Below are 22,884 nucleotides of genomic sequence, written 5' to 3' on the forward strand. Positions count from 1 at the left end.
TTTACGTAAGGAGTCGCTTTGATGGACAAGGCCGCATCCGCCGGTCATTCGGACCGTTGCCGTATCGTCGTCGATACCTGCTGCGACTTTAACCCCGAGGTCGCCGCGAACCTCGATGTCGATATCTTGGGCTTCCCTTTCATTATCGATGGCGAGGAGCGCACGGACGACATCTGGTCGAGCATGAGCCCTAAGGAGTTCTACGACCGTATGCGCGCCGGTGCCCGCGTGTCCACCTCGGCTGTGTCGCTCGGTCGCTATATCGAGTTCTTTACCGAGTGCGCCAAAGAGGGCACGCCCACGGTTTACCTGTGCTTTACCTCGGCGCTGTCGTCGAGCTACAACTCCGCGTGCCAGGCGGCAGATGCCGTGCGCGCCGAGTATCCCAACTTTGAGCTCTACGTGGTCGACAACGCTCTGCCCTGCGCGACCGGCGAGCTCCTGGCGCTTGAGGCCGTGCGCCAGCGTTCGGCGGGACTGACTGCCAAGCAGCTGGTCGATTGGGCAAACGAGGCCAAGACCTACGTGCACGGCTACTTTACGCTCGAGAGCTTCGATGCACTGGCTGCCGGCGGCCGCATTCCGCCCGCGGCGGCGCAGCTCACGGCAAAGCTCGACGTCAAGCCCGAGCTCTCCTACGACCTTGCCGGCTCGCTGTCGCTGATCGGCGTCAACCGCGGCCGCAAGAAGGCGCTCAAGTCCATCCTCAAGTCGTTCCGCGAGAATTACGTGCCCGATCGCACCATGCCCATCGCCATCATGACGGCCGATGCCGAAAAGGACGGTGACTGGCTCGAAGCCGCCATCCGCAAGGAGGAGGGCTGCGCCGACGTCACGATCATTCGCAGCTCCGTGGGCCCCACCATCGGCTCGCACGTGGGCCCCGGCATGGTGGCCTGCGCGTTTTGGGGCAAGAACCGCACCGACAAGGCGTCGCTTTCCGACCGCATCGCCCGCCGCGTGCGCGGCCAGTAGGCAAGCGCTGCGTCCGTAATCGCCCTCGACTCACAGCCCAAACGCTGGCAACGAGTATTCAACCTGGTAATAACACCCAACCCAAAAGGAAAGGTTTCATGGCAAACAAGCTCTCTGTCGCATTTATCGGCACCGGAATCATGGGTGCCCCTATCGCCGGCCACATTCTGGACGCTGGCTATCCCGTCACGGTCAACAACCGCACCAAGTCCAAGGCTGCAGCGCTTGTTGAGCGCGGTGCCGTCTGGGCCGATACGCCGGCAGATGCCGCGGCGAACGCCGACGTCGTCTTTACCATGGTGGGCTATCCCTCCGAGGTCGAGGAGCTCTACCTGGCGGGCGACGGTCTGCTCGCGTGTACTAAGCCCGGTGCGGTCCTAATCGACCTCACCACGAGCTCGCCCGAGCTGGCGCGCGACATTGCCGAGGCCGCCCAGGTTTCCGGCCGCATGGCGTTTGACTGCCCCGTCACCGGCGGCGAGTCGGGTGCTATCGCCGGCACGCTTACGGCTATCGTGGGCGCTACCGAGAACGACATTGCCCCGGTCCGCGATATCCTTTCCACCTTTGCGGCAACCATCTGCTGCTTCGATGGCGCCGGCAAGGGCCAGGCTGCCAAGCTCGCCAACCAGGTGTCGCTGGGCGCCTGCATGGTTGGCATGGCCGATGCGCTGGCGTTTGCCGAGCTGAGCGGCCTTGATATGGAGAAGACCCGTCAGATGATCCTGGGCGGCACCGGCAAGTCCGGTGCCATGGAGAGCTTGGCGCCCAAGGCGCTCGACGGCGACTACAAGCCCGGTTTTATGGTGGAGCACTTCATCAAGGACCTGCGCTTGGCGCTCGCCTATGCCGACGACCGCGAGCTTGCGCTGCCCGGCGCCGACGTGGCCTTTACGCTCTATGACATGCTCGACGCCATCGGTGGCGCCAAGCTGGGTACCCAGGCCATCAATGTCCTCTATAAGGAGGAGGCCGACGCCATTGCCGCCGGTCTGGACTGGTCGCAGTATCGTCCCGAGGAGCATGGTGCTCACGAGGAAGGCTGTGGTTGCGGCGAGCATGGCGACGACCACGAGTGCGGTTGTGGCCACCACTATGGCGAGGGCCACGAGTGCTGCGGCGGCCACGGCCATGACGACGGCCACGAGTGCTGCTGCGGCCACCATCACGAGGAGTAGCGCCCATGAGCTGGACGTTCGTGGTGCTTGCACTAGTGCTCTTTCTCTTTGCGATCTACATTGGCTTTTTGTGCGGCCAGTGGGCGTGCGAAAAGCGCGTCGTCACCAAGCGCGACTACTGGATTGCCAACTTTGCAGGAGCGGCGGCAGTCGTCCTGCTGACCTGGGTGTTCTCGCTGTTCCCGCTGGTGCAGTTTGCGCCGATCGGCTGGCTTGGCGGCTTTATCGCCGGCCTTAAGATGAGCTTTGGCGAGTCCGTTGGTCCGTGGCGCAAGCACGATGAGGTCTTTAACGTCAACCAGGCTCATCGCGCCGCCGCCGACGCAGGAGACGCCGAGGAGCGCCGCCGCGCGCGTCGCAATGGCGCGGCTGACCGACAGCTCATCTCGGTCACCGATGACAGCAAGGGTGCTGGCAGGCACACTAAGAAATAGTAAGAAGAGGTAACTATGGCAGAAAACAAAGACGAACAGCTCACCGACGAGGAGCTGGCACAGCTTCAGCTGGCAGAGGAGAACGAGAACACCGTCGACCGCTTGGTCCAGGAGCTCGGCTGCCCCACGCGCCGTATCCGCCAGTTTGCCGCCCGCGTGCTGCACCTGCTTGCCGAGCGCGATCCGCAGCGCGTCGTGCCCTGCGTGCCCGCGCTGATCGAGGCGCTCGACCGGCCCGAGGCTCAGACTCGCTGGGAGGCCCTCGATGCCCTGGCGGCGCTCGCCACCACCTGCCCCGACCAGCTGGGCGATGCCTTTGAGGGCGCCGAGACCGCACTGTTTGACGAGATTTCCTCCACGCTGCGCTATGCCGCCTTCCGCCTGCTGTGCGTGTGGGGTGCCACGAGCGTCGAGCGTTCGCGCGAGGCTTGGCCCATCCTGGACGAGGCCATCCAGTGCTACCACGGTGACCTCGAGTATCGCGATATGCTCGGCTGCCTGTACGAGTTTGGCAAAGGCGAGATCGATGCCGAGATCGCCGAGAAGCTTGCGCTGCGCCTTAAGTTCGATGCCGAGAACGGCAAGGGCAGCTATCTCAAGGCCCGTTCGAGCGAGATTTGCGAAATGCTTGTTAAACGTTTTGGCCTGGATCTCTCCAAAAAGAAGAAGCGTGCTAGCGTTAAAAAATCTGACGACGCCGAAGACGAGGAGTAACAGATTATGGCGCACGATGTAGTCCTGATTCCCGGTGACGGGATCGGTCCCGAGATTACGCAGGCCATGCGCCGCGTGGTCGAGGCCGCCGGTGTCCAGATCAATTGGAACGTCCAGGAGGCCGGTGCCGGCGTCATGGACGAGTTTGGCACGCCGCTGCCCCAGCATGTGCTCGATGCCGTCGCCCAGACCAAAGTTGCCATCAAGGGCCCCATCACCACGCCGGTCGGTACGGGGTTCCGCAGCGTCAACGTTGCCCTGCGTAAGTACTTCGATCTGTACGCCTGCGTGCGCCCCTGCCTGTCGCAACCGGGCGATGGCTCGCGCTTCCGCGATGTCGACCTGGTTATCGTGCGCGAGAACACCGAGGACCTCTACGCTGGTATTGAGTTCGACGAAGGCGCTGCCGAGGTCGAGGAGCTTTCACAGCTTGTCGAGCGCTCGGGTCAGAAAACCTTCGCCGCGGATTCCGCCATCTCGATCAAGCCCATCTCCATCGCCAAGAGCCGCCGTATTGTGGAGTACGCCTTTGAGTATGCTCGCCGCTGCGGCCGCAAAAAGGTGACGGCCGTGCATAAGGCCAACATCATGAAGGCGACTGACGGCCTGTTCCTGCGCGTGGCTCGCGAGGTGGCTGCCAACTATCCCGATATCGAGTTCAACGACAAGATCGTCGACGCCACCTGCATGGGTCTGGTTCAGAACCCCAACGACTTCGATGTTCTGGTCCTGCCCAATTTGTATGGCGATATCGTCAGCGACTTGTGCGCCGGTCTTGTAGGCGGCCTTGGCATGGCCCCCGGCTCCAATATCGGAGCCGACTGTGCCATCTTTGAGGCCACGCATGGCTCCGCGCCCGATATCGCTGGTCAGGATATCGCTAACCCCACGGCCGAGATTCTGTCTGCGGCTATGATGCTCGATCATCTGGGCGAGAACAACGCTGCCAATCGCATTCGCGCCGCCGTATCTGCCACGCTCGACGAGGGCGAGCAGGTTACCGGTGACGTGCGTCGTGCCCAGACCGGCTCCATTGAGGGCGCCGTGGGCACGCAGGCCTTTGCCGATGCCGTTATCGCGCATCTTGCCTAAGGGGATACGGCTTTCAAACGCCTAAGCGGTACTTATACGTTTGCGGATAACCTGAGAATGAATACGCCCGGCGCTCTGTCGGGCGTATTCTATTGAGGACTATGTTTCTTAACAAGGAGTAACTGATATGGGTCTGATTCAAAAGAAGGACGAGAAGGACGAGATCGACGGCATCCAGATCATCGAGCGCGGCGAAGGCCCCGACGGTGACGAGGACGAGAAGATCGATCTGGTCGCAGATACGTCTGCCGAGCACATTGCTGCCGGCACGACCGCCGAGGAGGAGGACGCCCGCCTGGAGGCTCAGATTGCCGCGGATGCCGCCGACGAGAACCTCATGCCTGAGGAGCAGGACGAGGACGATGACTCCGACGTGGACGACAGCGCATCCAAGCACAAGAAGACGATGATTGCCGCCTTTGTGGTCGCCATCGTGATCGCTGCCGTGGTCGGCTTCTTTATCGGCAACGGTGGTTTTGGCGGCAAGGGCGTCGGCTCGGCGACCCTCACCGAGGACCAGCTCGATTCGACCGTGGCAAGCTACAGCTACAACGGCAAGAAGAGCGACATCACCGCGCGCGAGGCCATCGAGAGCCAGTACAGCCTTGATACCGTCAAGGATAGCGATGGCAACTACACCGCTCCCTCTGCCGACGTTATCCTGTCCTACGTGCGCAACAAGATTCTGCTCGACGCCGCCGAGGACGAGGGCATCACCGTCTCTTCTAAGGAGATGAAGAAGTACGCCGAGGATTCTATCGGCACTTCGGACTACAAGACCATGGCCACGCAGTATGGCGTGTCCAAGGACCAGGCCAAGCAGATCGTCCGTCAGTCCGCGACGTTGCAGAAGCTCTACAAGAAGAAGGTGGGCGATAGCTCCGCAAGTATGCCGATCGCTCCGACCGAGCCTTCTGACGGCAACGAGGACACCGCGAGCAAGGACTACGCCGATTACATCATCAACCTTGCCGGTGACGAGTGGGATAGCAAGAAGGGCACCTGGAAGGACGCCGATAGCACCTACGCTAAGGCCTTCGCCGACGATGCCTTTACGGCCGATAGCGCTACCTATAAGCAGGCCATGACCGCCTATTACACCGCCTACCAGCAGTACTCTTCGCAGGCTTCGAGCGCCAGCTCCAAGTGGACCGAGTACGCCAACGGCCTCTACGCCAAGGCCAATATCAGCATCTACGGCCTGTTTGCGTAAAGATTACCTGAGCCTTCGAGTACGAAGCCGAAATATCTGATGAAGCCCCCTAGAACGGACATCGTTCTAGGGGGCTTTTTGCGTTGGAGGGCTATCTATTGAGACGGAAAGGGCAGATTGAATGATCACGCACGTGCTTCATCGGGTCTCCCTAATTCATCTGGGAAAACAACTGCAAACGATTGCAAGTAACCGGTGAACGGTCGAAAACGACCGTTCGCCGATAATCTCAAAACTGGTTCAGACTGGTATTAAGTCAAAAAGACCAATTCACATATCTTCACAATGACCTGCAATTTTTCTACACGCTATTTTTAGCCGCCCTGCGTTGTTTAGACACGGGAAAAGATCCGATCTTTTGCCAAAGCATTTCGAAACGGTTTCAAAACCGCAGGTAGATGTGTTAACGACCGGTAAACGGTCGAAATATCACCGTGAGCGGTGCAAAAACGTTTTACTGTATGAATCAACGAAAGCGACCTCTTCTGGGGTGATATAGTGACAACAACACGTCACGTGGTTACTACCAGTTGAGAAACCACTGGTCTTCAAAGAACGCTTTCCAAGAAGCTTTAAGGGCGAGCGCCCGCTGGCTTCCGAAAATCATCGGACTCAGATCGTACACACCTTCGGAAGGGAAATTTGAATGGTTGGCTTTATTCTTACCGGTCATGGACAGTTCGCACCCGGTCTCGCAAGCGCTATCGCTATGGTTGCCGGTGACCAGCCCGCTTTTACCGTCGTTCCTTTCGAGGGCGACCAGGCTGCTTCCTACGGTGAGGATCTCCGCGCCGCTATTACTGCCATGCGCGAGGAGTGCGATGGCGTGCTCGTCTTTACCGATCTGCTTGGCGGCACCCCGTTTAACCAGTCGATGATGATTGCCCAGGATGTCGACAACGTCGAAGTTCTGACCGGCACTAACCTCCCCATGGTTATTGAGCTTCTGTTCCTCCGCGGCAATGCCACGCTCGCCGAGCTTGGCGAGCAGGCAGTGACCGTTGGCCAGACGGGCATCACCGCCCAGACGGTCGCATCCGTTGCCGGCTCCGACGAAGAGGATATCTTTGGCGACGAGGATGGCATCTAATGGCCGATTTCGGAGCCAACGTCCTGAGCTCCTCGGTCGCCCTTTTAGGCCTGCTTGTCATCATGGGCTTGATTTACACCATCTGGTCGCAAATCAACATGAAGAAGAAGCAGAAGTACTTCAAGGAGCTGCACACCGAGCTCAAGCCGGGTCAGGAGGTTCTTTTCGCCGGCGGTATCTACGGAACCGTCAAGGGCATCGAAGGCGAGAAGGTCCAGATCAAAGTCCGATCCGGAGCCGTCGTAGATGTTTCGCGTTACGCGATTCAGGAGATCAAGTAACTGTCGTCAGCAAATAGCGAAAGGAAGCTGATCAACATGGCAGAACCCAACATTCTTCTTACCCGCATCGATAACCGACTGATTCATGGTCAGGTTGCCACCCAGTGGAACTCCACTCTGGGCTCCAACCTCATCCTCGTCGCCAACGACGACGTGTCAACCAATACCATGCGCCAGAACCTCATGAAGATGGCCGCTCCCGCCGGCGTCGCTACGCGTTTCTTCTCCCTGCAGAAGACCATCGACGTCATCGGCAAGGCGAGCCCGCGCCAGAAGATCTTCATCGTGGCCGAAACACCGGAAGACGTGCTTACGCTCGTCAAGGGCGGTGTGCCTATAAAGAAGGTAAACATCGGCAACATGCACATGTCGGAAGGAAAGCGCCAAGTCGCCACCTCCGTCGCAGTTAACGACGAGGATGTCGCTGCGTTTAAAGAGCTGCAGGAATTGGGGGTGGAGCTGGAGATCAGGCGCGTTCCGAGCACGCCTGTTGAGGACACGAGCAAGCTCTTCTCGTAATCCTCGTGATCCACATTGTCAGGAGTGAAACCCTGACGTTCTGTACGTGATATCAAAAGTGCGTACATGCATTTTGAAAGGAGGAGCAAGATGGAATACTCGATCATCCAGGTCGCTCTGGTCTTCATCGTCACGTTCGTCGCGGCAATCGACCAGTTCAACTTCCTCGAGTCTCTCTATCAGCCCATCGTCACCGGCGCCGTCATCGGTCTTATCCTTGGCGACCTCAACACCGGTCTTCTCGTGGGTGGTACCTATCAGCTCATGACGATCGGCAACATGCCGATCGGAGGCGCTCAGCCGCCTAACGCCGTCATCGGCGGCATCATGGCAGCCATTCTCGCAATCGCCACGGGCCTCGAGCCTAACGCGGCAGTCGGCCTTGCCATTCCGTTCGCTCTGCTTGGTCAGCTCGGCGTTACCCTGGTCTTCACGCTTATGTCGCCGCTCATGTCCTCCGCGGACAACATGGCTCACAACGCTGACACCAAGGGTATCGAGCGTCTGAACTACTTCGCCATGGCTCTGCTCGGCCTGATCTTCGCTATCGTCGTCACCCTGTTCTTCATCGCTGGCGCTACCATCGGTCAGACCATCGCTTCCGCCATCCCGGCTTGGCTGCAGACCGGTCTCTCCGCTGCAGGCGGCATGATGCGCTTCGTCGGCTTCGCCGTCCTGCTCAAGGTTATGATGAACCGCGACATGTGGGGCTTCTTCCTCATGGGCTTTGGCCTCGCGATCATCACCGTTGCCAACGATTCTCTGGCAACTCCTGCCCTGCTCATCCTCGCTCTCATCGGCTTCGGCATCGCTTTCTGGGACTTCCAGCAGCAGACCGAGCTGAAGGGTGCAGCTGTTTCTGACGGAGGTGACTTCGAAGATGGCATCTAATGAGTATGTGATCCCGGAGCACTACGAGGATCTCACTCCTGCTCCGCAGCTCGACCAGAAGACCCTCAACAAGATGGCTTGGCGCTCCTGCTTCCTGCAGGCCTCGTTCAACTACGAGCGTATGCAGGCCGCTGGCTGGCTCTACTCCATCATCCCCGGTCTGGAGAAGATCCACACCAACAAGAACGACCTCGCGGCTTCCATGAGCCACAACCTGGAGTTCTTCAACACTCACCCGTTCCTCGTCACCTTTGTTATGGGCATCGTGCTTTCGCTCGAGCAGAACAAGGTTGACATCCCCACGATTCGCGCCGTCCGCGTCGCCGCAATGGGCCCGCTCGGTGGTATCGGTGACGCCCTGTTCTGGCTGACGCTCGTGCCTATCACGGCTGGCATCACCTCCAACATGGCCATCAACGGCAACGCCGCTGCGCCGATCATCTTCCTGGTGATCTTCAACGCCGTCCAGTTCGCACTGCGCTTCTGGCTCATGAACTGGTCCTACAAGCTTGGCACCAGCGCTATTGACGCTCTGACCGCCAACATGCAGGCCTTCACGCGCGCCGCTTCCATCATGGGCGTCTTCGTCGTCGGTTGCCTGGTCGTCACCATGGGTGGCACCCAGATCAACCTCCAGATTCCCAACGGCACCACCCGTGGCCTCTCCGCTACTACCGTGATCGTCTCCGAGAAGGAGGCCGAGAACTTCACCGGTATGGAGGGCATCGATACCGAGACCGCTGAGGCCGGTACCATCGCCATGACCGATAAGGACGGCAACGCCCTCACCGCTTCCGATGCCGACGGCAACGCTGTCGAGTGCGGCGTCACCGATCTGGGCAACGGCATGGAGTCCGTGACCTACGGCACCGTTACCGAGGATCCGGTCAACTTCTCTGTTGCCGACACCCTCAACACCATCGTCCCGAAGCTCGTCCCGCTTATGCTTACGCTGCTGCTTTACTACATGTTCGCTAAGCACAGCTGGACCCCGACCAAGGGCATTCTGCTGCTCTTCGTCCTGGGCATCCTGGGCGCTGGCCCGCTTGGTCTCTGGCCGAGCATCTGGTAAGGCTCTAGCTTGAGGGGTGTGTCCCTACGCGGCTCACACCCCGACCCCTTAAGCCATGTGTATGTTAAAAGCCGCGTGCTCGAAAGAGCGCGCGGCTTTTGTTTTCTTGATGATTCGGATGTGGCAGACAGATAATGTTAACCACCCAAGGTAGTAGCCGAGTTTGAGAAAATGGGAGGATAGGATGGCGATCGGGGCGCGTAAGCAACCGCTGTACGATCAGCTGGTCGATATTCTGACCGAAAAGATTGACCATGAATATCGCGCCGGTGACATGATTCCTTCCGAGCGCGAACTTTCGGAGCGCTATGGTCTCTCGCGCACCACGGTACGCCTGGCTCTGCAGGAACTGGAGCGTTTAGGACTGGTGGTTCGGCAGCACGGTCGCGGTACCTTTGTGACCGACCGTTCGGCAAAGGCAACCAATCTTATGCAGTCCTACAGCTTTACCGAACAGATGCGCGCGATGGGTCGCGACCCCGAGACCACGATTCTCGAGTTTTGCGAGATGGAGGCCGATAAGAATCTGGCAGAGCATATGGGATTGCATATCGGTGATCGCGTTTTTAAGCTCAAGCGCCTTCGTTCTGCCGACAACATGCCCATGATGGTCGAACGCAGCTATCTGCCGGTTCGTCAATTTCTGTCCCTAAAGCGACCACTGCTGGAGAGTAAGCCGCTTTACGATGTGATTGAGCAGGACTTTCAGCAAAAGATTCGCGTGGCCGAAGAGGAGTTCTATGCGAGCATAGCCCGTCCCACCGATGCCCACCTTTTGGCAATTGTCGAGGGGTCGCCTGTGCTCGATTTGGTCAGGACTACGTATAACGAGTCAAACGAGGTTGTGGAGTATACGCTCTCGGTTGCTCGTGCCGATCAGTTTAAATACAAGGTTTACCACCAGCGTAGCAACTAGTGTTCGCATCGTTTCCATATGGTGATTCCTTGCATTTAACTGGTTACTACCAGATAACCAACCGAAGTGTATAATTGCACGTCAGAGGATTACTTCTAGAGAGAGGTATTAGAAATGTTCGAGAAGAGTGTCGAGGAGCTCACCGAGCTCGGCGCCCAGATCACCACGGCCGAGATTGCTCAGCAGCCCGAGCTTTGGCGTGATACGCTCAACATCTATCGTGAGAACAAGGAGGCCATCGAGGCCTTTCTGGCCGAGGCTCGCGCTATGGGCGAGGGCCGTCTGTCCGTTGTCTTCACCGGTGCCGGTACGTCTGACTACGTTGGCGATACCTGCGCCCCGTACCTGCGTCACGCTGGCAACACTGATCTCTACGACTTTAAGCCCATTGCCACGACCGACATCGTGAGCGCCCCGCGCGACTTCCTGCGTGCCGAGGATCCCACGCTCGTGGTTTCCTTTGCCCGCTCTGGCAACAGCCCCGAGAGCCTTGCCGCCGTTGCCGTTGCCAAGGAGCTCGTCCACAACGTCAAATTCCTCAACATCACCTGCGCTCCCGAGGGCAAGCTCGCCGTCGAGTCTGCCGATGATCCCAACGCGCTGACGCTGCTCATTCCGCGTGCCAACGACAAGGGCTTCGCCATGACCGGTTCTTATTCCTGCATGACCCTGCTCGCCACCCTTATTTTCGACACTGCCTCTGACGAGCAGAAGGCCGAGTGGGTCGAGACCATCGCCAAGATGGGCGAGGAGGTCATCTCCCGTGAGCCCGAGATCGCCGATTACCTCGCTGGAGACTTCAACCGCGTGACCTACTTGGGTTCTGGCTCCTTCGGTGGCCTTGCCCAGGAGAGCCAGCTCAAGATCCTCGAGCTCGCTCACGGTCTGGTTGCCACTTCTTACGACACTTCCATGGGCTATCGTCACGGACCCAAGTCCTTCGTCGACGACAAGACCCTCGTGTTCGTGTTCGTCAACAACGACGCCTACACCCGTCAGTACGACATCGACATCCTCAATGAGATCGGTGGCGACGATATTGCTCAGCACACCGTTGCCGTTCAGCAGGATGGCGCTACTGTCTACGAGGGTGAGTCCTTCACCTTTAAGGGCTACGAGGCACTTCCCGAGGGCTACCTTGCTCTGCCGTTCGTGATGTTTGCTCAGGCTATCAGCCTGCTTAACTCCGTGCGCGTGGGCAACACGCCCGACACGCCGAGCCCCACCGGCACGGTCAACCGCGTGGTCAAGGGCGTGACGATTCACCCCTTCACCGCTTAATCGCGTCCCCCTGTAAGGGCGCCCGTCCGCTCATAACGGCGGGCGGGCGCTTTTTGTTTTACGTGAGCTGGGTATAAACATCACCACAGTTAACTGCTTTAGAAGTAAGGAGTACATATGAGCACGTACGCAATTAAGGCTGACAAGTTCTTCTTGCCGGCAGGCCCGCAACTGGGCGGCTATCTTATGGTCGAGGACGGCGTCTTTGGCGCTTGGCAGGCCGACGAGCCCTCCTGCGAGATCAAGGACTACACGGGATCGTGGATCGCGCCGGGCATGGTCGACACCCACATCCATGGCTTCTATAACCATTCGACTACCGATAACGATCCCGAGGGCATCGATATCAGCTCGACCGAGCTCGCCCGTCGCGGTACCACCAGCTGGCTGCCCACGACGTTCACCGATGGCGTCGAGCAGATCAAGGACGCCTGCGCCGCCATCGCTCAGGCGGACGAGGGCCGTGGCCCCGACTTCTGCGGTGCTCGCATTCAGGGCATCTACCTGGAGGGCCCTTTCTTTACCATGAAGCACGTGGGCGCGCAGAACCCCGCTTATCTTATCGATCCCTCCGAGGAGGTCTTCGATCAGTGGCAGGAGGCTGCGGGTGGTCGCATCGTTAAGAGCGCCATGGCGGCCGAGCACGACGGTGCCGCTGCTTATGCGGCTGCTCTTAACGCCAAGGGTGTGGTGACCAGCATCGGTCACTCCGACGCCACCTACGATGAGTGCATCGCCGCCATCAACGCCGGTGCCAGCTGCTTTACGCATACCTATAACGGCCAGCGCGGACTGCATCACCGTGAGCCCGGTGTTGTGGGTGCTGCCATGTCCACGCCCGAGACCTACGCCGAGATCATCTGTGACGGCAAGCACGTAAACCCTGGCGCTATCAAGGCGCTGCTGCAGGCAAAGGGCTGGCAGCATACGGTGCTCATCACCGACTGCCTGGGTTGCGGCGGCATGCCCGAGGGCAGCTACACCAGTGGCGGCATGGACGTCATCATGAAGGACAACCTGTGCTGGCTCGCCGACGGCAAGAGCATTGCCGGCTCGGTGCTCACGCTTGCCCAGGGCGTCAAGAACATCGTCGACTGGGGCATCGCCAGTGCCGATATCGCCATTCGCATGGCAACCGAGGTGCCGGCACGCTCCGTGCACATCGAGGATAAGTGCGGCAGCATCATGCCGGGTCGCGACGCCGACTTTGTCGTGTTCGACCATGAGCTCACCCTCGTCGAGACGTATGTTGGCGGTCAGAGCGTCGGTAACGCCTTTACCGAGTAACGATAGAAAAAGACGGCGGGCCCGAATCTGCTCGGACCCGCCGCATGGGTTAAACGCTCAAAAGTACCTTCACAGTTACAGCTTGTTAGCGATCTTCTTTACCGTGCGCTTAACGCCGGCCACCAGGCCTCCTGCAGGATGCTCCTTCTCGTATGCTAGGCGCTTCTCGCGCTTGGCGTACTCTTCGACGATGATGTCGCCATACTCGTCTTCGATCTTGTCGAAGAAGTCGACGGCGCCCTTAATTTCCTCAGCGGTCGGGTGTCCCTTTTGGACACCGCCGGTGAGTTTGAACGGCCCCCACGTATCAAAGCCGGGGCAGCCGTAGACACCCATAAAGATGGCCTGCCTCATGCGGCAGATGCCATCGATATCCTTGCCGTACCACTTGTTTTTGCCACCGTAGGTCATAAGGCCAAACACCTTGTCCTGCGGCTGCAGCACGTTGGTGAGCACGCGTGCCATGTCCTTGTCGATCTCGGAGTAATAGATGCCCGTGGCGACACCGATCAGATGATATTCGTGCAGATTGGGATACTCGTTTTTGCCGAGCGCCTTGACGTCGAGGGTATCGATCTCGGGGTGTGCCTCGACGATGGCGTCCACGAGCTTTTTCGTATTGCCGTGATGGCGCGAGGCGTAGAGGATGATGGTTCGCATAAGAAGGCCTTCCAGCTGTAATTGCATCAATGTCTGTATGGTACCCCGTTGCATGGCTGGGATACCGGACACATCGTTGAGCGTGCGGGTTTGTCCTTTGGTCAGGGCCGAGACGGATACTTGCGAGCAAAAGCAGTTGTTCGAAAGGATGGGCAATGGAATACGCTCTCTCCAACGATTCGATTTCTATTAAGGTGTCCACGGCTGGTGGTTCGTTTACCTCGATTGAGGCTGGAGGCCGCGAGTACTTGTGGCAGGGCGATCCAGCCGTGTGGTCCGGCCAGGCACCGATTTGCTTCCCGATTTGCGGAGGCCTGCGCGATGGCAGCGCCATGACGTTTGCCGGGCATCATGTAAAGCTCGCTCGCCACGGGTTTGCGCGCAAACAGGAGTGGAAGCTGCTGAGCCAAAGCGCAAACGAGCTGGCTATGTGCCTGGCTTCGGAGGATAACGCCGCGCTGCTGAGAGATTATCCCTACCCGTTTAAGCTTGTCGCTCGTTATACGCTCGAGGACGCTGCCGTGCGCGTTTCCTATGAGGTGACCAACGAGGGCACCGAGGACATGCCGTTCTTTATCGGTGGACACCCCGGCTTTAGGTGCCCGCTCGACGAGGGCGAGGCCTATACGGACTACGAGTTGCGCTTCGAGAAAGACGAGGATGCGGAGCTTTGCACCGCCGTCCCTTCGACTGGCTTGATTGATGTTGCTAACCGTTCAAAGAACCCCATGGTGGGAAAGACGCTGCCCCTGTCGCATGAGCTCTTCGATTTTGCGGAGACCATCTTTGACGTGCTCGAGAGTCGTCAGGTCACGCTTTCCAAGAAGGGCGAGGACAAGGGCGTTCGCTTGAGTTTTGAGGGTTTCCCGTACCTCATCGTGTGGAGTAAGCCCGAGGGCGATTTTGTGGCAGTTGAGCCCTGGGGCGGCCTCTCGACCTGCTCCGATGAGGACGACGTACTTGAGCATAAGCGCGGCTGCCTTGTCGCCAAGCCCAAGGAGACCGTCGTTCGCTCGTTCACGATTGAGATTCTGTAATTCCGTTTTTCGACTCGTATCGCGAGGCATAAGGAGCCTGCGAGATAAGGAGCTAAAATGATCCTCACCGTTACGATGAACCCGTCCGTCGATACGCGCTATCAGCTCGATGAGCTCATTATCGACGACGTCAACCGTGTGACGCCCGAAAAGACCGCCGGCGGCAAGGGTCTCAACGTGGCCCGTGTGCTGGGCCAGCTGGGCGACGACGTTGTGGCAACCGGTCTGCTCGGTGGCCATATGGGCGCCTATATGGCAGAGCTTATGGATGCCAACGGTATTAACAACGACTTTGTGCCCATCAAGGGCGAGACTCGCATTTGCCTCAACATCCTCCACGCCGGCAACCAGACCGAGCTGCTCGAGAGCGGTCCGACGATTGCCCCCGAGGAGCTGGATGCCTTTACCGCCAAGTTTACCGAGCTTGCGAGCAAGGCCGACGTCGTCACTATTTCGGGTTCGCTGCCCCGCGGTGTCGAGGCAGGCTACTATGCCAAGATTACGGGCATTGCCGAGAACGCCGGCGCCAAGGTGCTGCTCGATACCTCGGGCGCTTCGCTTGAGGCTGCCCTCAAGTCCGAGGTCAAGCCCGAGCTGGTCAAGCCTAACCTAACCGAGATCAACGGCTTGTTGGGCACGAGCTTTACCACCGACGATGTGGACGAGCTCCGTGCTGCGCTCGCCTCTGACGCCCGCTTCTCCGATATCCCCTGGGTCGTCGTGTCCATGGGCGCTGCCGGCTCCGTGGGCTTCCACAACGGACGTGCGTTCCGTGCCAAGACCCCCGATATTCCTGCCGTTAACGCTACGGGTTCCGGCGACTCCACTATCGCCGGTTTCGCGCATGCCATCGCTGCCGGCGCGGACGACGAGACGGTGCTGCGGACCGCCAACACCTGCGGCAAGCTCAATGCCATGGATCCCATGACCGGTCATCTGGTCATGGACCGTTGGGACGAGGTTTACAACGGCGTTGTCGTGACCGAGCTGTAAGAGATTGGACGTCGGCTCCGGCATCGGTTGTTTGCTAGTGGTTAGAGCCAACGACAAGTGCGGTAGCATTATGCCGGGGCGCGACGCCGATACTGTCGTGTTCATTCCCGACCTTACCCTGGTCGAGACGTATGCGTGTGGCAACAGCTTTGGTAACGCGTTTGCCGAGTAACCGCCAAAGAAACGATCCGAGAGGGGATTTAGATGATTTACGGTGCATTGGGCGATATCGAGGAGTATCGCGGAATGCTCAAGGGCCTCGACGTGCTGATCGACTGGCTCGAGGAGAACGACCCGGCGCAGCTCGAGGTCGGCAGCCATCCGATTCTGGGCGACAAGGTCTTTGCGAACGTCATGGCTCCCACGACGCGTCCCGAGGCCGAGGCTCACTATGAGACGCATCAGCGCTATCACGACCTGCAGATCGACGTCGAGGGTCGCGAGGCCTTTAAGGTCGCCACGGGCAGCCTGACGCTGGTCCAGGAGTTTGACGAGAAGGACGACTACGATCTGGTCGATTCCGACGCCTCGATCGCCGGCGATCTTGCCGACGACAAGTTTGCGCTGTTTGTTGCCGGCGAGCCGCACATGCCCACGCTCGAGTTCCCGGGCGATGGCGCACAGCCGGTCAAGAAGATCTGCTTTAAGCTGCTTGCAGACGCTTACTGGGAGGAGTAGCGAACTGCCCGACTGAGCTGTTCGTCTGATGGCGTGATTCCATTGAGGAGCGCGCTTGGGCCCCGCTGATTGCGGTTCCTTTGGGGATTGCGGTTGGCGGGGCTTTTTGTTATTTGAGCAGGGTTCATTGGAGCGGTCAAATTAGGCTGAACGACGCAGTTATTGAGACGCAATTGACGCTAAATGGATTGAAGAATAATTAAAATAGCTGTGGATACGAGAAATAGCTAATGGATGGGAGCTCTTTATGGGACTCAGCACAACCGCTTTAATTCCTAGGCGCGCTTTCTTGGCGTTGGGGCTCACAGCTGCTTCCGCTTGCCTCACCGCATGCTCCGGGAAGGGGAGCTATGATGATGGCTACGCTGCGGGCTATGCTGCTGCTCAGGCAGACGCTGCCGGAAAAGAAAAGGATGGCAGCGGCGGGGACGGCGATATCCCCGTATCGGGTATTGTGTACACCATCACGGGGGCGCAGCGCGGAGTAGAAAGCTATAGTGACGGTAAGCCACTGTTGATTTTGAATGTGACTGCAAAAAATGTGTCGGAAGACCTTCAGACTGTTATGTTTTCCGGTAATGAGATATTGGCTTTTCAGGACGGAAAGGGGCTTAATCCGAGTATGTTGGTGGAAGGCCTTGATCTTCCTGAGTCGCGTCAGATACAACCTGGCACAGTTCTTGAGGGTTGGCTTGGTTACGAGCTGATCGACGAAACAACGCCAGTTGAATGTGAGGCTGGCGGCCAAATTGCTTCTTCCGATAATAATGAAGCCATCTATGGGCTGACTAATCCGCAGATTATCGATCTGAGTACTCTTTAATCATTACTCGTACGTTTAAAAAGCTGTCCAGACCTTTGATTTGGGTTAAGGGACCCCCCTAATCAAAGAGCCCAAATTTAGGACGGGAGCAGGTACGGTTTAGTCGTTGATCTAAGATTGAGCTGTTACGACGTTGTGGGAACTCAATCGGCAAGAAGCCGTTAATATGCCGGCAGACGATCGATTGGAAGGCTGTATGGACGTCAGGCTGCTTGGAAAGAAAAACGAGGGCGAGGGTCTTGAGGTCGCCGTTCCCGTTGATTCGGCTTTTGCAGAGCTAAAAGACAAGAGCGATGAGCAGCTGGCAGAGGCCCAGAGATTTTTGATTGACTTTATGAAGAAAGTTGCGCGGTTAAAGGGAGTGAGAATTGATCGGCCCCATTTCCTCCGCTCGGAGCTGAGGAGGAAGGGTATCCATAAAGATGTCGTCGAGTTTGCCGTGGAAACGACTCCCGTCACTGCCGGAATCGACGTGGGCCTGATCGATAGAATTGCTAGAGAAGTAATTGATTTTGAGACAAAGAAGTCAACTGCCCTTTCCTTTGCAGCAGGTCTTCCCGGAGGTGTTGCGATGGCGGGCACCATTCCTGCTGATATTACGCAATACTACGTGCACGCATTCAGGATTATGCAGAAACTGGCATACCTGTATGGCTGGCAGACCTTTTTTGAAGAATGTGACGACGTTGATGACGAGACTCTCTACGAAATGGCAGTGTTGCTCGGTGTGATGATGGGTGTAGGCAGCGCGAATTCGATGCTAACCGTAATCGCCAAAAACGCCCAAGAGGCGGTCGCGAAAAAGGTCGCTCGCCAGTCTCTAACCAAGACCAGTTGGTATCCGATCCTCAAGAAGCTCTTGAGCTTCATGGGTATCAAGATAACAAAGCAGACGGTGGGGGATGCCGCTGGCAAGGTTGTTGTGGGTGTCGGTGGCGTAATCTCTGGTGTTATCACCTATACGGGTCTTTCAAAGGGATCGGCACGCTTGCGTAGGCAGCTTAAGTGCTTGCCGCAGGCAAGCGAGCGGATTCCTGGCACTGGGTACTATGAAAAAGATGAGACCGCGGTTGCCAAGAGGAGGGTTGGCGTAGCGGAACCCCTCTTTATCGAAAAGTTCGGATTTACTCCCATGTTCTACGGCTCTATTGTTGAATATGCTGACCGGCTGGAGGAGTCACTGGCGACTGGAGAAGCGAAGCTGGATGCATATAATCCGGACGTTCTTCTCTGATACTCAGCGGAATTTGGCTATGTGCAACAGGATTGTTGTTCGATCTAATGTGAACGTTGGATGATGCTAGCTATTTATGGAAAACGGTTAAAAAAGATTTTCACCCCTTTTTCACTCCTCGGAGAAGGAGGAAAGAGACGCGAAAACAAAAAAGCTCAGAAGCAACTATGCTTCTGAGCTGCACTAATGCAATGGAGCCAGCGACCGGGCTCGAACCGGTGACCCCCGCTTTACGAGAGCGGTGCTCTACCAACTGAGCTACGCTGGCGGCCATGTGGTGACGCAGCTGAGGCGTCAACGGCTGTCTATGATACGGGACATCGCAAATCCGCGCAAGTGTTCTGACGGCTTTTCTCACGTTAAATGCACTAATCACTCAAGCCGGGATGTGCCTGGTTGCCTACAACTAGGTAGAAAAACGCCCGTCGGCGGTGTGCCGGCGGGCGCTGCTGTGCGATATGTTGCGTTATGAGCTTAGTGCCTCATAAAGTGGTATTCGATCACATTGCTGTAGGGATGACCCGGGCCCACAATGCCCTGGGGGAACAGCGGGCGGTGCGGCGTGTCGGGGTACATCTCGGCCTCGAGGGCAAAGCCGGCGCCCCAGCCGTAGTTGGCATCGTCCTTGGCGTGCTCGTCGCCTAGCCAGTTGCCGGTGTAGAGCTGCACGCCCGGGGCGGTGGTGTAGTAGTCCAGCTCACGGCCGGTCCACATCTCCTCGACGTGCAGGGCACGGCGCAGATTGCGGCCGTACTGATAGCCGCCAATGCACAGGCAGTGATCGTAGCCGCGTGCCTGCTTAATCTGCGGATGGTCGGCCTCCATGCCAGGCGCGACGGGGCGTAACTCGCGAAAATCAAACGGTGTTCCCTCGACCGGAGCAATCTCGCCAGTAGGAATGTTCTGGTCGTCGATGGGCAGGTAGTGAGCAGCGTTAGCAACAAAGAAGTGCTCGCAGTCCATGCCGGCATTATGACCGGCGAGGTTAAAGTACGTGTGGTTGGTCATGGACACGTACGTGGCGCGGTCGCTCTCGCAGCCATATTCGATACGGAAGCGGCCGGTGTGCGTCACGGTAAACACGGCCGTAAAGGTGCGGTTGCCGGGCAGGCCCAACTCGCCATCCTCAAGTGAGGTGGTCATGCGCACGGCGTTGTGGGCCTCGTCGAGCTCAACATCCCACACGCGCTTGTGCAGGCCGTGCTCAAGATCGCTGTGCAGGTTGTTGGCGCCCTCGTTGGCGGGCATATGCCAGTCCGTACCGTCGATGGTGATCGTGGCGCCCGCGGTGCGGTTTGCCACGGGGCCGATGGTCGCGCCAAAGCAGGCGGGGTTGTCAAAGTAATCCTCGAGCTTATCGAAGCCCAGCACCACATCGCGCACGTTGCCGGGAATGTCGGGCACATCGATACCCAGCACGGTGGCGCCATAGTCCATAATGCGAACGCAGATCTCGGGCCCGTTGAGGGTGTAACGATGAACGGGGGTACCGCACGGCGCGGTGCCGAAAAGCTCAGAAGTGATCATTTGGTTCCTAACATCGAGGTATTTCCGACAAACTGTAGCGCGAACAGGAGAGATTATCACTACATCCCACTAAAGCAGGGGGTATTTTTCTCAAAAAAGTGATGATTGGAGCCGTGCGGGCGTTCATTTTTGACGCGCGCGAGTCTGATACAATTTGTTCGTTACTGTTTGAATGATATGCGCGCAAAGAACGGCGAGGATTCATCGTGATTAAAGCGGAGCGACAGGATAAGGTTCGTCAGCTGCTCGAGGAGCAGGGCACGGTCTCGGTCAAGGAGATTTCGGATGCACTGGGCGTCTCGGATATGACGATCCGCCGTGATCTTGAGGAGCTTGCGAGCCTGGGCGAGATCGAGCGCGTGCACGGCGGTGCCCGCAGTGCGCAGGGTCGTCCCCACGCTATGTTGCGCCACGAGTACTCGCACAGCGAAAAGCGCACCAAGCATGCCGAGGAAAAGCTGCAGATTGCGCGCCGCGCCGTGGAGCTTATCGAGGAAGGTTCGACCATCTTTTTGGGTACGGGCACTACGGTTGAGCAGATGGCCTCGATGCTGCCGGCGTGCCGCCTGCGCATTGTGACCAATTCGCTTTCGGTGTTTAACCTGCTCGAGGCGCGCGAAGACTGCGAACTGTGCCTGGTGGGCGGCGTGTACCGCCGCCGCACTGCCGCCTTTGTGGGCCCCACGGCCGAGGATACCTTGCGCGCACTGGGGATCGATGCAGCCTTTATCGGCGCAAACGGCATTTTGGACGGCGACGTGTCCACATCTAACATGGAAGAGGGTCGTATCCAGCAGCTCGCCTTTAGCAAGGCCGACTCGCGCTATCTGATCGCCGACTCCAGCAAGATCGGCAAGCGCGACTTCTACACCTTCTGCCGCCTGGACAGCCTGGATGCCGTGGTGTGCGAGCCGGGTATTACCGCCGAGGATCGTGCCGCCATCGAGGAGCATACGCAGATCATCTGCTAGCTAGCGCTGCAGGATTGCTAGTAAGCGCTGTGTGAGGACTTTTGCCCCCCTGTCATTGTGGGGAATCGGCGCGTCAGCGCTATGCGATATAACGCGCAAATGGGGACTTCGCTATCAAATTGTCTCAACCTGTAACATCTAGACGTCCAAAACCGGTCTTAGTGTTACAGATTGAGACAATTCGGCGTGGTCTACCTTGTTTGTCTCGATCTGTAACGGTTAGGACTTAAAAACTCGGCTACGTGTTACAGATCGAGACAAAAGAAAAAGAACATTAGGACTTGAAAATAAAGTTTTGATAAGGGACCCGCCCAGTTAAGACGGTGCGGCAGACAATTGAGATTAGTTTGCCTCCGGAGTCGTAAGCATAATGAGTCAGTTCGATGACCGGAAGTTTTGCAACACCATAATTACTGGCTTCGGAATCGCTAAGCTGACGTGCTCTATAGCTTTCCCTAACAGATTGGATAGACTTGGACAAGTCGTCCATGATTCTGCTAAATGCCTGAAAATCTAACTGGTTATTCGGAACGCGCGACTTTGAAATGAAGAACGTATCAGCGCCTATGAAGCTGCCTTCAAGTTCGTAGGTCAATTCAAGACGCTGAATTTCATCGCGACTTTGACATCCAAATTGTTGGAGCATCATTACGGAAATTGGACGACCTGATGTGAGGCCGCCGAAATGTTTGGTGATGGCATCCGGATCAACGCCATCGCAATGGCTTGCAAAGTCAAAGTCTAAAAGTGAATTGAGCTCGCTAACGCGTTTCGGTGCAACAAACGATCCCTTACCTTGGATTCGATAGATACTTCCACGACGCTCCAGCTCACTCATGGCAAGTCGGACGGTTGTTCTGCTTACGGCGTATTCGTCGCAGAGTTCCATTTCTGTCGGAAGTTTATCATCTGCTTGATATTCATCGACGATCTGCTTGAGCAGTGCGTCGGTGAGCTGTAAATAGAGTGGCCGTTTTTCGTGTGTATCGAGCATTAGAGCCTCAGTTTGCATGTTGGTTATACCTGATGGTTGCCTCAGCCGGGATGTAACGTGGGCAAGGTAACCTTAACGTATCACAGAGCGGCTCAGCATGACGATCTGATGCCTGTATCCACGAAGGGCTTGTCCGAGCGTGAAGATATTCTGGGGCAGGCAAATACCGTTCATGGAGTCCCCGATATGTTGGAGGTCAGCGCCGGCTGCTTTTGCTGCAAGGCCTATTTTCTTAATGGTCTCGCTGTCGCAGGAGTCTTGACTCGTCCCGTTCGCCGCCATGACGAGAACCTTCTCTTCAATTGACTTGCCTACGTTGTGGGATCGTACAAAGTCTACGATGGCGCGCAGGTCTGCTTCTTGGAAGCAAGGGACAGTGTAGGGGGCTGGCACGAGAAGGATATCGACGCCGAGATCAACAAACTTGCGCGCTATTTCGAGTGTCATGACAGGTTCCGCAACGCCCGCTCCATGCATTTTTCCGGCTATGACCAGGCCATTGAAATGCTCTTTGGAGAGTTTGATTGAATGGGCGATTGCATCGTTGGAGACGCCGGTTCCAGGGTTGCCCGTCAGACAGATAAAATCAAATCCGAGTTCGTTAGCCTTTTCTAAGGTCTTGGGAGAGACGCGACGACCCATGGGGATTTCCGTTCGGGATTCAGACATCTCTGCCTCGTTATCAACTGGCTCCAGATTGACGCCAATGGGCCTTCCGCATGCTCGCTTCACCCAAGTGACCGGGTTTTCATTGAGATCATCTGGAATACCGGCAATAACTGGATCGAACACATCGAGCGCGTTAAACAGAAGCAGGTCGGCACCTGCGGCACGTTCGATTTCTGCATTAGTAACGCCGCCGAGAAATTGGGAAGAGGGTACGTTTTCCGCCATGATGGTACGTCCCTCGGAAGCCAGAATTGCCTGCTTTAGATCCATGGGTGACGTGGCGGCAAAATCGGATGCGGACATGTTCAGTAATCGTTTGGGCATTGTTACTTCCTTTGACTAGAACGACAGGCTT

At 57.5% G+C, this 22,884-nt stretch carries 24 protein-coding genes and 1 tRNA gene; 20 read left to right on the forward strand and 5 right to left on the reverse strand.

The features are described from left to right. Positions 1-21: 21 nt before the first annotated feature. The 14 genes from ACTQV3_RS01810 to nagA all read left to right on the forward strand — a co-directional run bounded on the left by ACTQV3_RS01810 (position 22) and on the right by nagA (position 12,943). The gene (locus ACTQV3_RS01810) at positions 22-975 is read left to right on the forward strand and encodes a DegV family protein (RefSeq protein WP_427718953.1); all 954 of its coding nucleotides are present in this window, start codon (positions 22-24) and stop codon (positions 973-975) included. Positions 976-1,073: 98 nt separating this feature from the next. Continuing rightward, positions 1,074-2,153: an NAD(P)-binding domain-containing protein gene (locus ACTQV3_RS01815; RefSeq protein ID WP_441054140.1), complete on the forward strand. Its 1,080-nt coding sequence runs from the start codon at positions 1,074-1,076 to the stop codon at positions 2,151-2,153. Positions 2,154-2,158: 5 nt separating this feature from the next. After that, positions 2,159-2,587: a hypothetical protein gene (locus ACTQV3_RS01820; RefSeq protein ID WP_427728604.1), complete on the forward strand. Its 429-nt coding sequence runs from the start codon at positions 2,159-2,161 to the stop codon at positions 2,585-2,587. Between the two features lie 15 nt (positions 2,588-2,602). After that, on the forward strand, positions 2,603-3,301 hold the full coding sequence (locus ACTQV3_RS01825) for a hypothetical protein (RefSeq protein WP_427718960.1): 699 nt from the start codon (positions 2,603-2,605) through the stop codon (positions 3,299-3,301). A 6-nt stretch (positions 3,302-3,307) separates the two neighbouring features. Further along, positions 3,308-4,393 carry an isocitrate/isopropylmalate dehydrogenase family protein gene (locus ACTQV3_RS01830; RefSeq protein ID WP_441068411.1) on the forward strand — a complete coding sequence of 362 codons (1,086 nt, stop codon included), beginning with the start codon at positions 3,308-3,310 and terminating at the stop codon, positions 4,391-4,393. A 127-nt stretch (positions 4,394-4,520) separates the two neighbouring features. Continuing rightward, the gene (locus ACTQV3_RS01835) at positions 4,521-5,606 is read left to right on the forward strand and encodes a hypothetical protein (RefSeq protein ID WP_441068413.1); all 1,086 of its coding nucleotides are present in this window, start codon (positions 4,521-4,523) and stop codon (positions 5,604-5,606) included. Between the two features lie 646 nt (positions 5,607-6,252). Further along, the gene (locus ACTQV3_RS01840) at positions 6,253-6,696 is read left to right on the forward strand and encodes a PTS fructose transporter subunit IIA (protein ID WP_117743271.1); all 444 of its coding nucleotides are present in this window, start codon (positions 6,253-6,255) and stop codon (positions 6,694-6,696) included. Next, entirely contained in the window at positions 6,696-6,977 is a 282-nt protein-coding gene (yajC, locus tag ACTQV3_RS01845; RefSeq protein WP_022094612.1) for a preprotein translocase subunit YajC, read from the forward strand. Before ACTQV3_RS01840 ends, yajC begins: the two co-directional genes overlap by 1 nt. 36 nt (positions 6,978-7,013) lie before the next feature. After that, positions 7,014-7,496: a PTS N-acetylgalactosamine transporter subunit IIB gene (gene agaV / locus ACTQV3_RS01850; RefSeq protein ID WP_154514998.1), complete on the forward strand. Its 483-nt coding sequence runs from the start codon at positions 7,014-7,016 to the stop codon at positions 7,494-7,496. Positions 7,497-7,586: 90 nt separating this feature from the next. Next, positions 7,587-8,387 carry a PTS mannose/fructose/sorbose/N-acetylgalactosamine transporter subunit IIC gene (locus tag ACTQV3_RS01855; protein ID WP_154514996.1) on the forward strand — a complete coding sequence of 267 codons (801 nt, stop codon included), beginning with the start codon at positions 7,587-7,589 and terminating at the stop codon, positions 8,385-8,387. Then, positions 8,377-9,459: a PTS system mannose/fructose/sorbose family transporter subunit IID gene (locus ACTQV3_RS01860; RefSeq protein WP_138374505.1), complete on the forward strand. Its 1,083-nt coding sequence runs from the start codon at positions 8,377-8,379 to the stop codon at positions 9,457-9,459. Before ACTQV3_RS01855 ends, ACTQV3_RS01860 begins: the two co-directional genes overlap by 11 nt. A 184-nt stretch (positions 9,460-9,643) precedes the next feature. Next, positions 9,644-10,375, forward strand: coding sequence for a GntR family transcriptional regulator (locus tag ACTQV3_RS01865; protein ID WP_154514994.1), 732 nt, complete (start codon positions 9,644-9,646; stop codon positions 10,373-10,375). A gap of 114 nt (positions 10,376-10,489) precedes the next feature. Continuing rightward, positions 10,490-11,656: an SIS domain-containing protein gene (agaS, locus tag ACTQV3_RS01870; protein WP_441048695.1), complete on the forward strand. Its 1,167-nt coding sequence runs from the start codon at positions 10,490-10,492 to the stop codon at positions 11,654-11,656. A 117-nt stretch (positions 11,657-11,773) separates the two neighbouring features. After that, the gene (nagA, locus tag ACTQV3_RS01875; protein WP_154514990.1) at positions 11,774-12,943 is read left to right on the forward strand and encodes an N-acetylglucosamine-6-phosphate deacetylase; all 1,170 of its coding nucleotides are present in this window, start codon (positions 11,774-11,776) and stop codon (positions 12,941-12,943) included. A gap of 75 nt (positions 12,944-13,018) precedes the next feature. Here nagA and ACTQV3_RS01880 read toward each other — a convergent pair whose 3' ends face one another. Next, positions 13,019-13,603, reverse strand: a complete 585-nt coding sequence (locus ACTQV3_RS01880) for a flavodoxin domain-containing protein (RefSeq protein ID WP_229770598.1) — start codon at positions 13,601-13,603, stop codon at positions 13,019-13,021. A 155-nt stretch (positions 13,604-13,758) separates the two neighbouring features. Here ACTQV3_RS01880 and ACTQV3_RS01885 point away from each other — a divergent pair, with 155 nt between their 5' ends. The 5 genes from ACTQV3_RS01885 (at position 13,759) to ACTQV3_RS01905 (ending at position 18,368) form a co-directional block, all read left to right on the forward strand. After that, positions 13,759-14,640: an aldose 1-epimerase family protein gene (locus ACTQV3_RS01885; protein WP_441536009.1), complete on the forward strand. Its 882-nt coding sequence runs from the start codon at positions 13,759-13,761 to the stop codon at positions 14,638-14,640. Between the two features lie 57 nt (positions 14,641-14,697). Then, positions 14,698-15,633, forward strand: a complete 936-nt coding sequence (locus ACTQV3_RS01890; protein WP_441068417.1) for a hexose kinase — start codon at positions 14,698-14,700, stop codon at positions 15,631-15,633. A gap of 204 nt (positions 15,634-15,837) precedes the next feature. Then, entirely contained in the window at positions 15,838-16,311 is a 474-nt protein-coding gene (locus ACTQV3_RS01895) for a YhcH/YjgK/YiaL family protein (RefSeq protein WP_117654927.1), read from the forward strand. Between the two features lie 247 nt (positions 16,312-16,558). Continuing rightward, positions 16,559-17,134, forward strand: a complete 576-nt coding sequence (locus tag ACTQV3_RS01900) for a DUF5067 domain-containing protein (RefSeq protein WP_441068419.1) — start codon at positions 16,559-16,561, stop codon at positions 17,132-17,134. A 166-nt stretch (positions 17,135-17,300) separates the two neighbouring features. Then, a complete protein-coding gene (locus ACTQV3_RS01905; protein WP_441536007.1) occupies positions 17,301-18,368 on the forward strand; it encodes a hypothetical protein in 1,068 nt (355 codons plus the stop codon). Positions 18,369-18,560: 192 nt separating this feature from the next. On the opposite strand, the gene ACTQV3_RS01910 is transcribed toward ACTQV3_RS01905, so the two are convergent. Then, positions 18,561-18,636 (reverse strand) — tRNA-Thr (locus ACTQV3_RS01910). A 206-nt stretch (positions 18,637-18,842) separates the two neighbouring features. Then, positions 18,843-19,895, reverse strand: coding sequence for an aldose epimerase family protein (locus ACTQV3_RS01915; RefSeq protein ID WP_427795498.1), 1,053 nt, complete (start codon positions 19,893-19,895; stop codon positions 18,843-18,845). A 206-nt stretch (positions 19,896-20,101) separates the two neighbouring features. Between ACTQV3_RS01915 and ACTQV3_RS01920 the strand changes: the two genes are divergently transcribed. Further along, positions 20,102-20,866, forward strand: coding sequence for a DeoR/GlpR family DNA-binding transcription regulator (locus ACTQV3_RS01920; RefSeq protein ID WP_441068423.1), 765 nt, complete (start codon positions 20,102-20,104; stop codon positions 20,864-20,866). Between the two features lie 274 nt (positions 20,867-21,140). Here ACTQV3_RS01920 and ACTQV3_RS01925 read toward each other — a convergent pair whose 3' ends face one another. Further along, positions 21,141-21,878 carry a GntR family transcriptional regulator gene (locus ACTQV3_RS01925; RefSeq protein WP_250787243.1) on the reverse strand — a complete coding sequence of 246 codons (738 nt, stop codon included), beginning with the start codon at positions 21,876-21,878 and terminating at the stop codon, positions 21,141-21,143. Positions 21,879-21,932: 54 nt separating this feature from the next. Beyond that, positions 21,933-22,832: a DUF7916 family protein gene (locus tag ACTQV3_RS01930; protein WP_006234814.1), complete on the reverse strand. Its 900-nt coding sequence runs from the start codon at positions 22,830-22,832 to the stop codon at positions 21,933-21,935. Positions 22,833-22,884: the final 52 nt, after the last annotated feature.

The organism is Collinsella sp. LCP19S3_A7, from assembly GCF_052121995.1.
Lineage (GTDB): Bacteria > Actinomycetota > Coriobacteriia > Coriobacteriales > Coriobacteriaceae > Collinsella.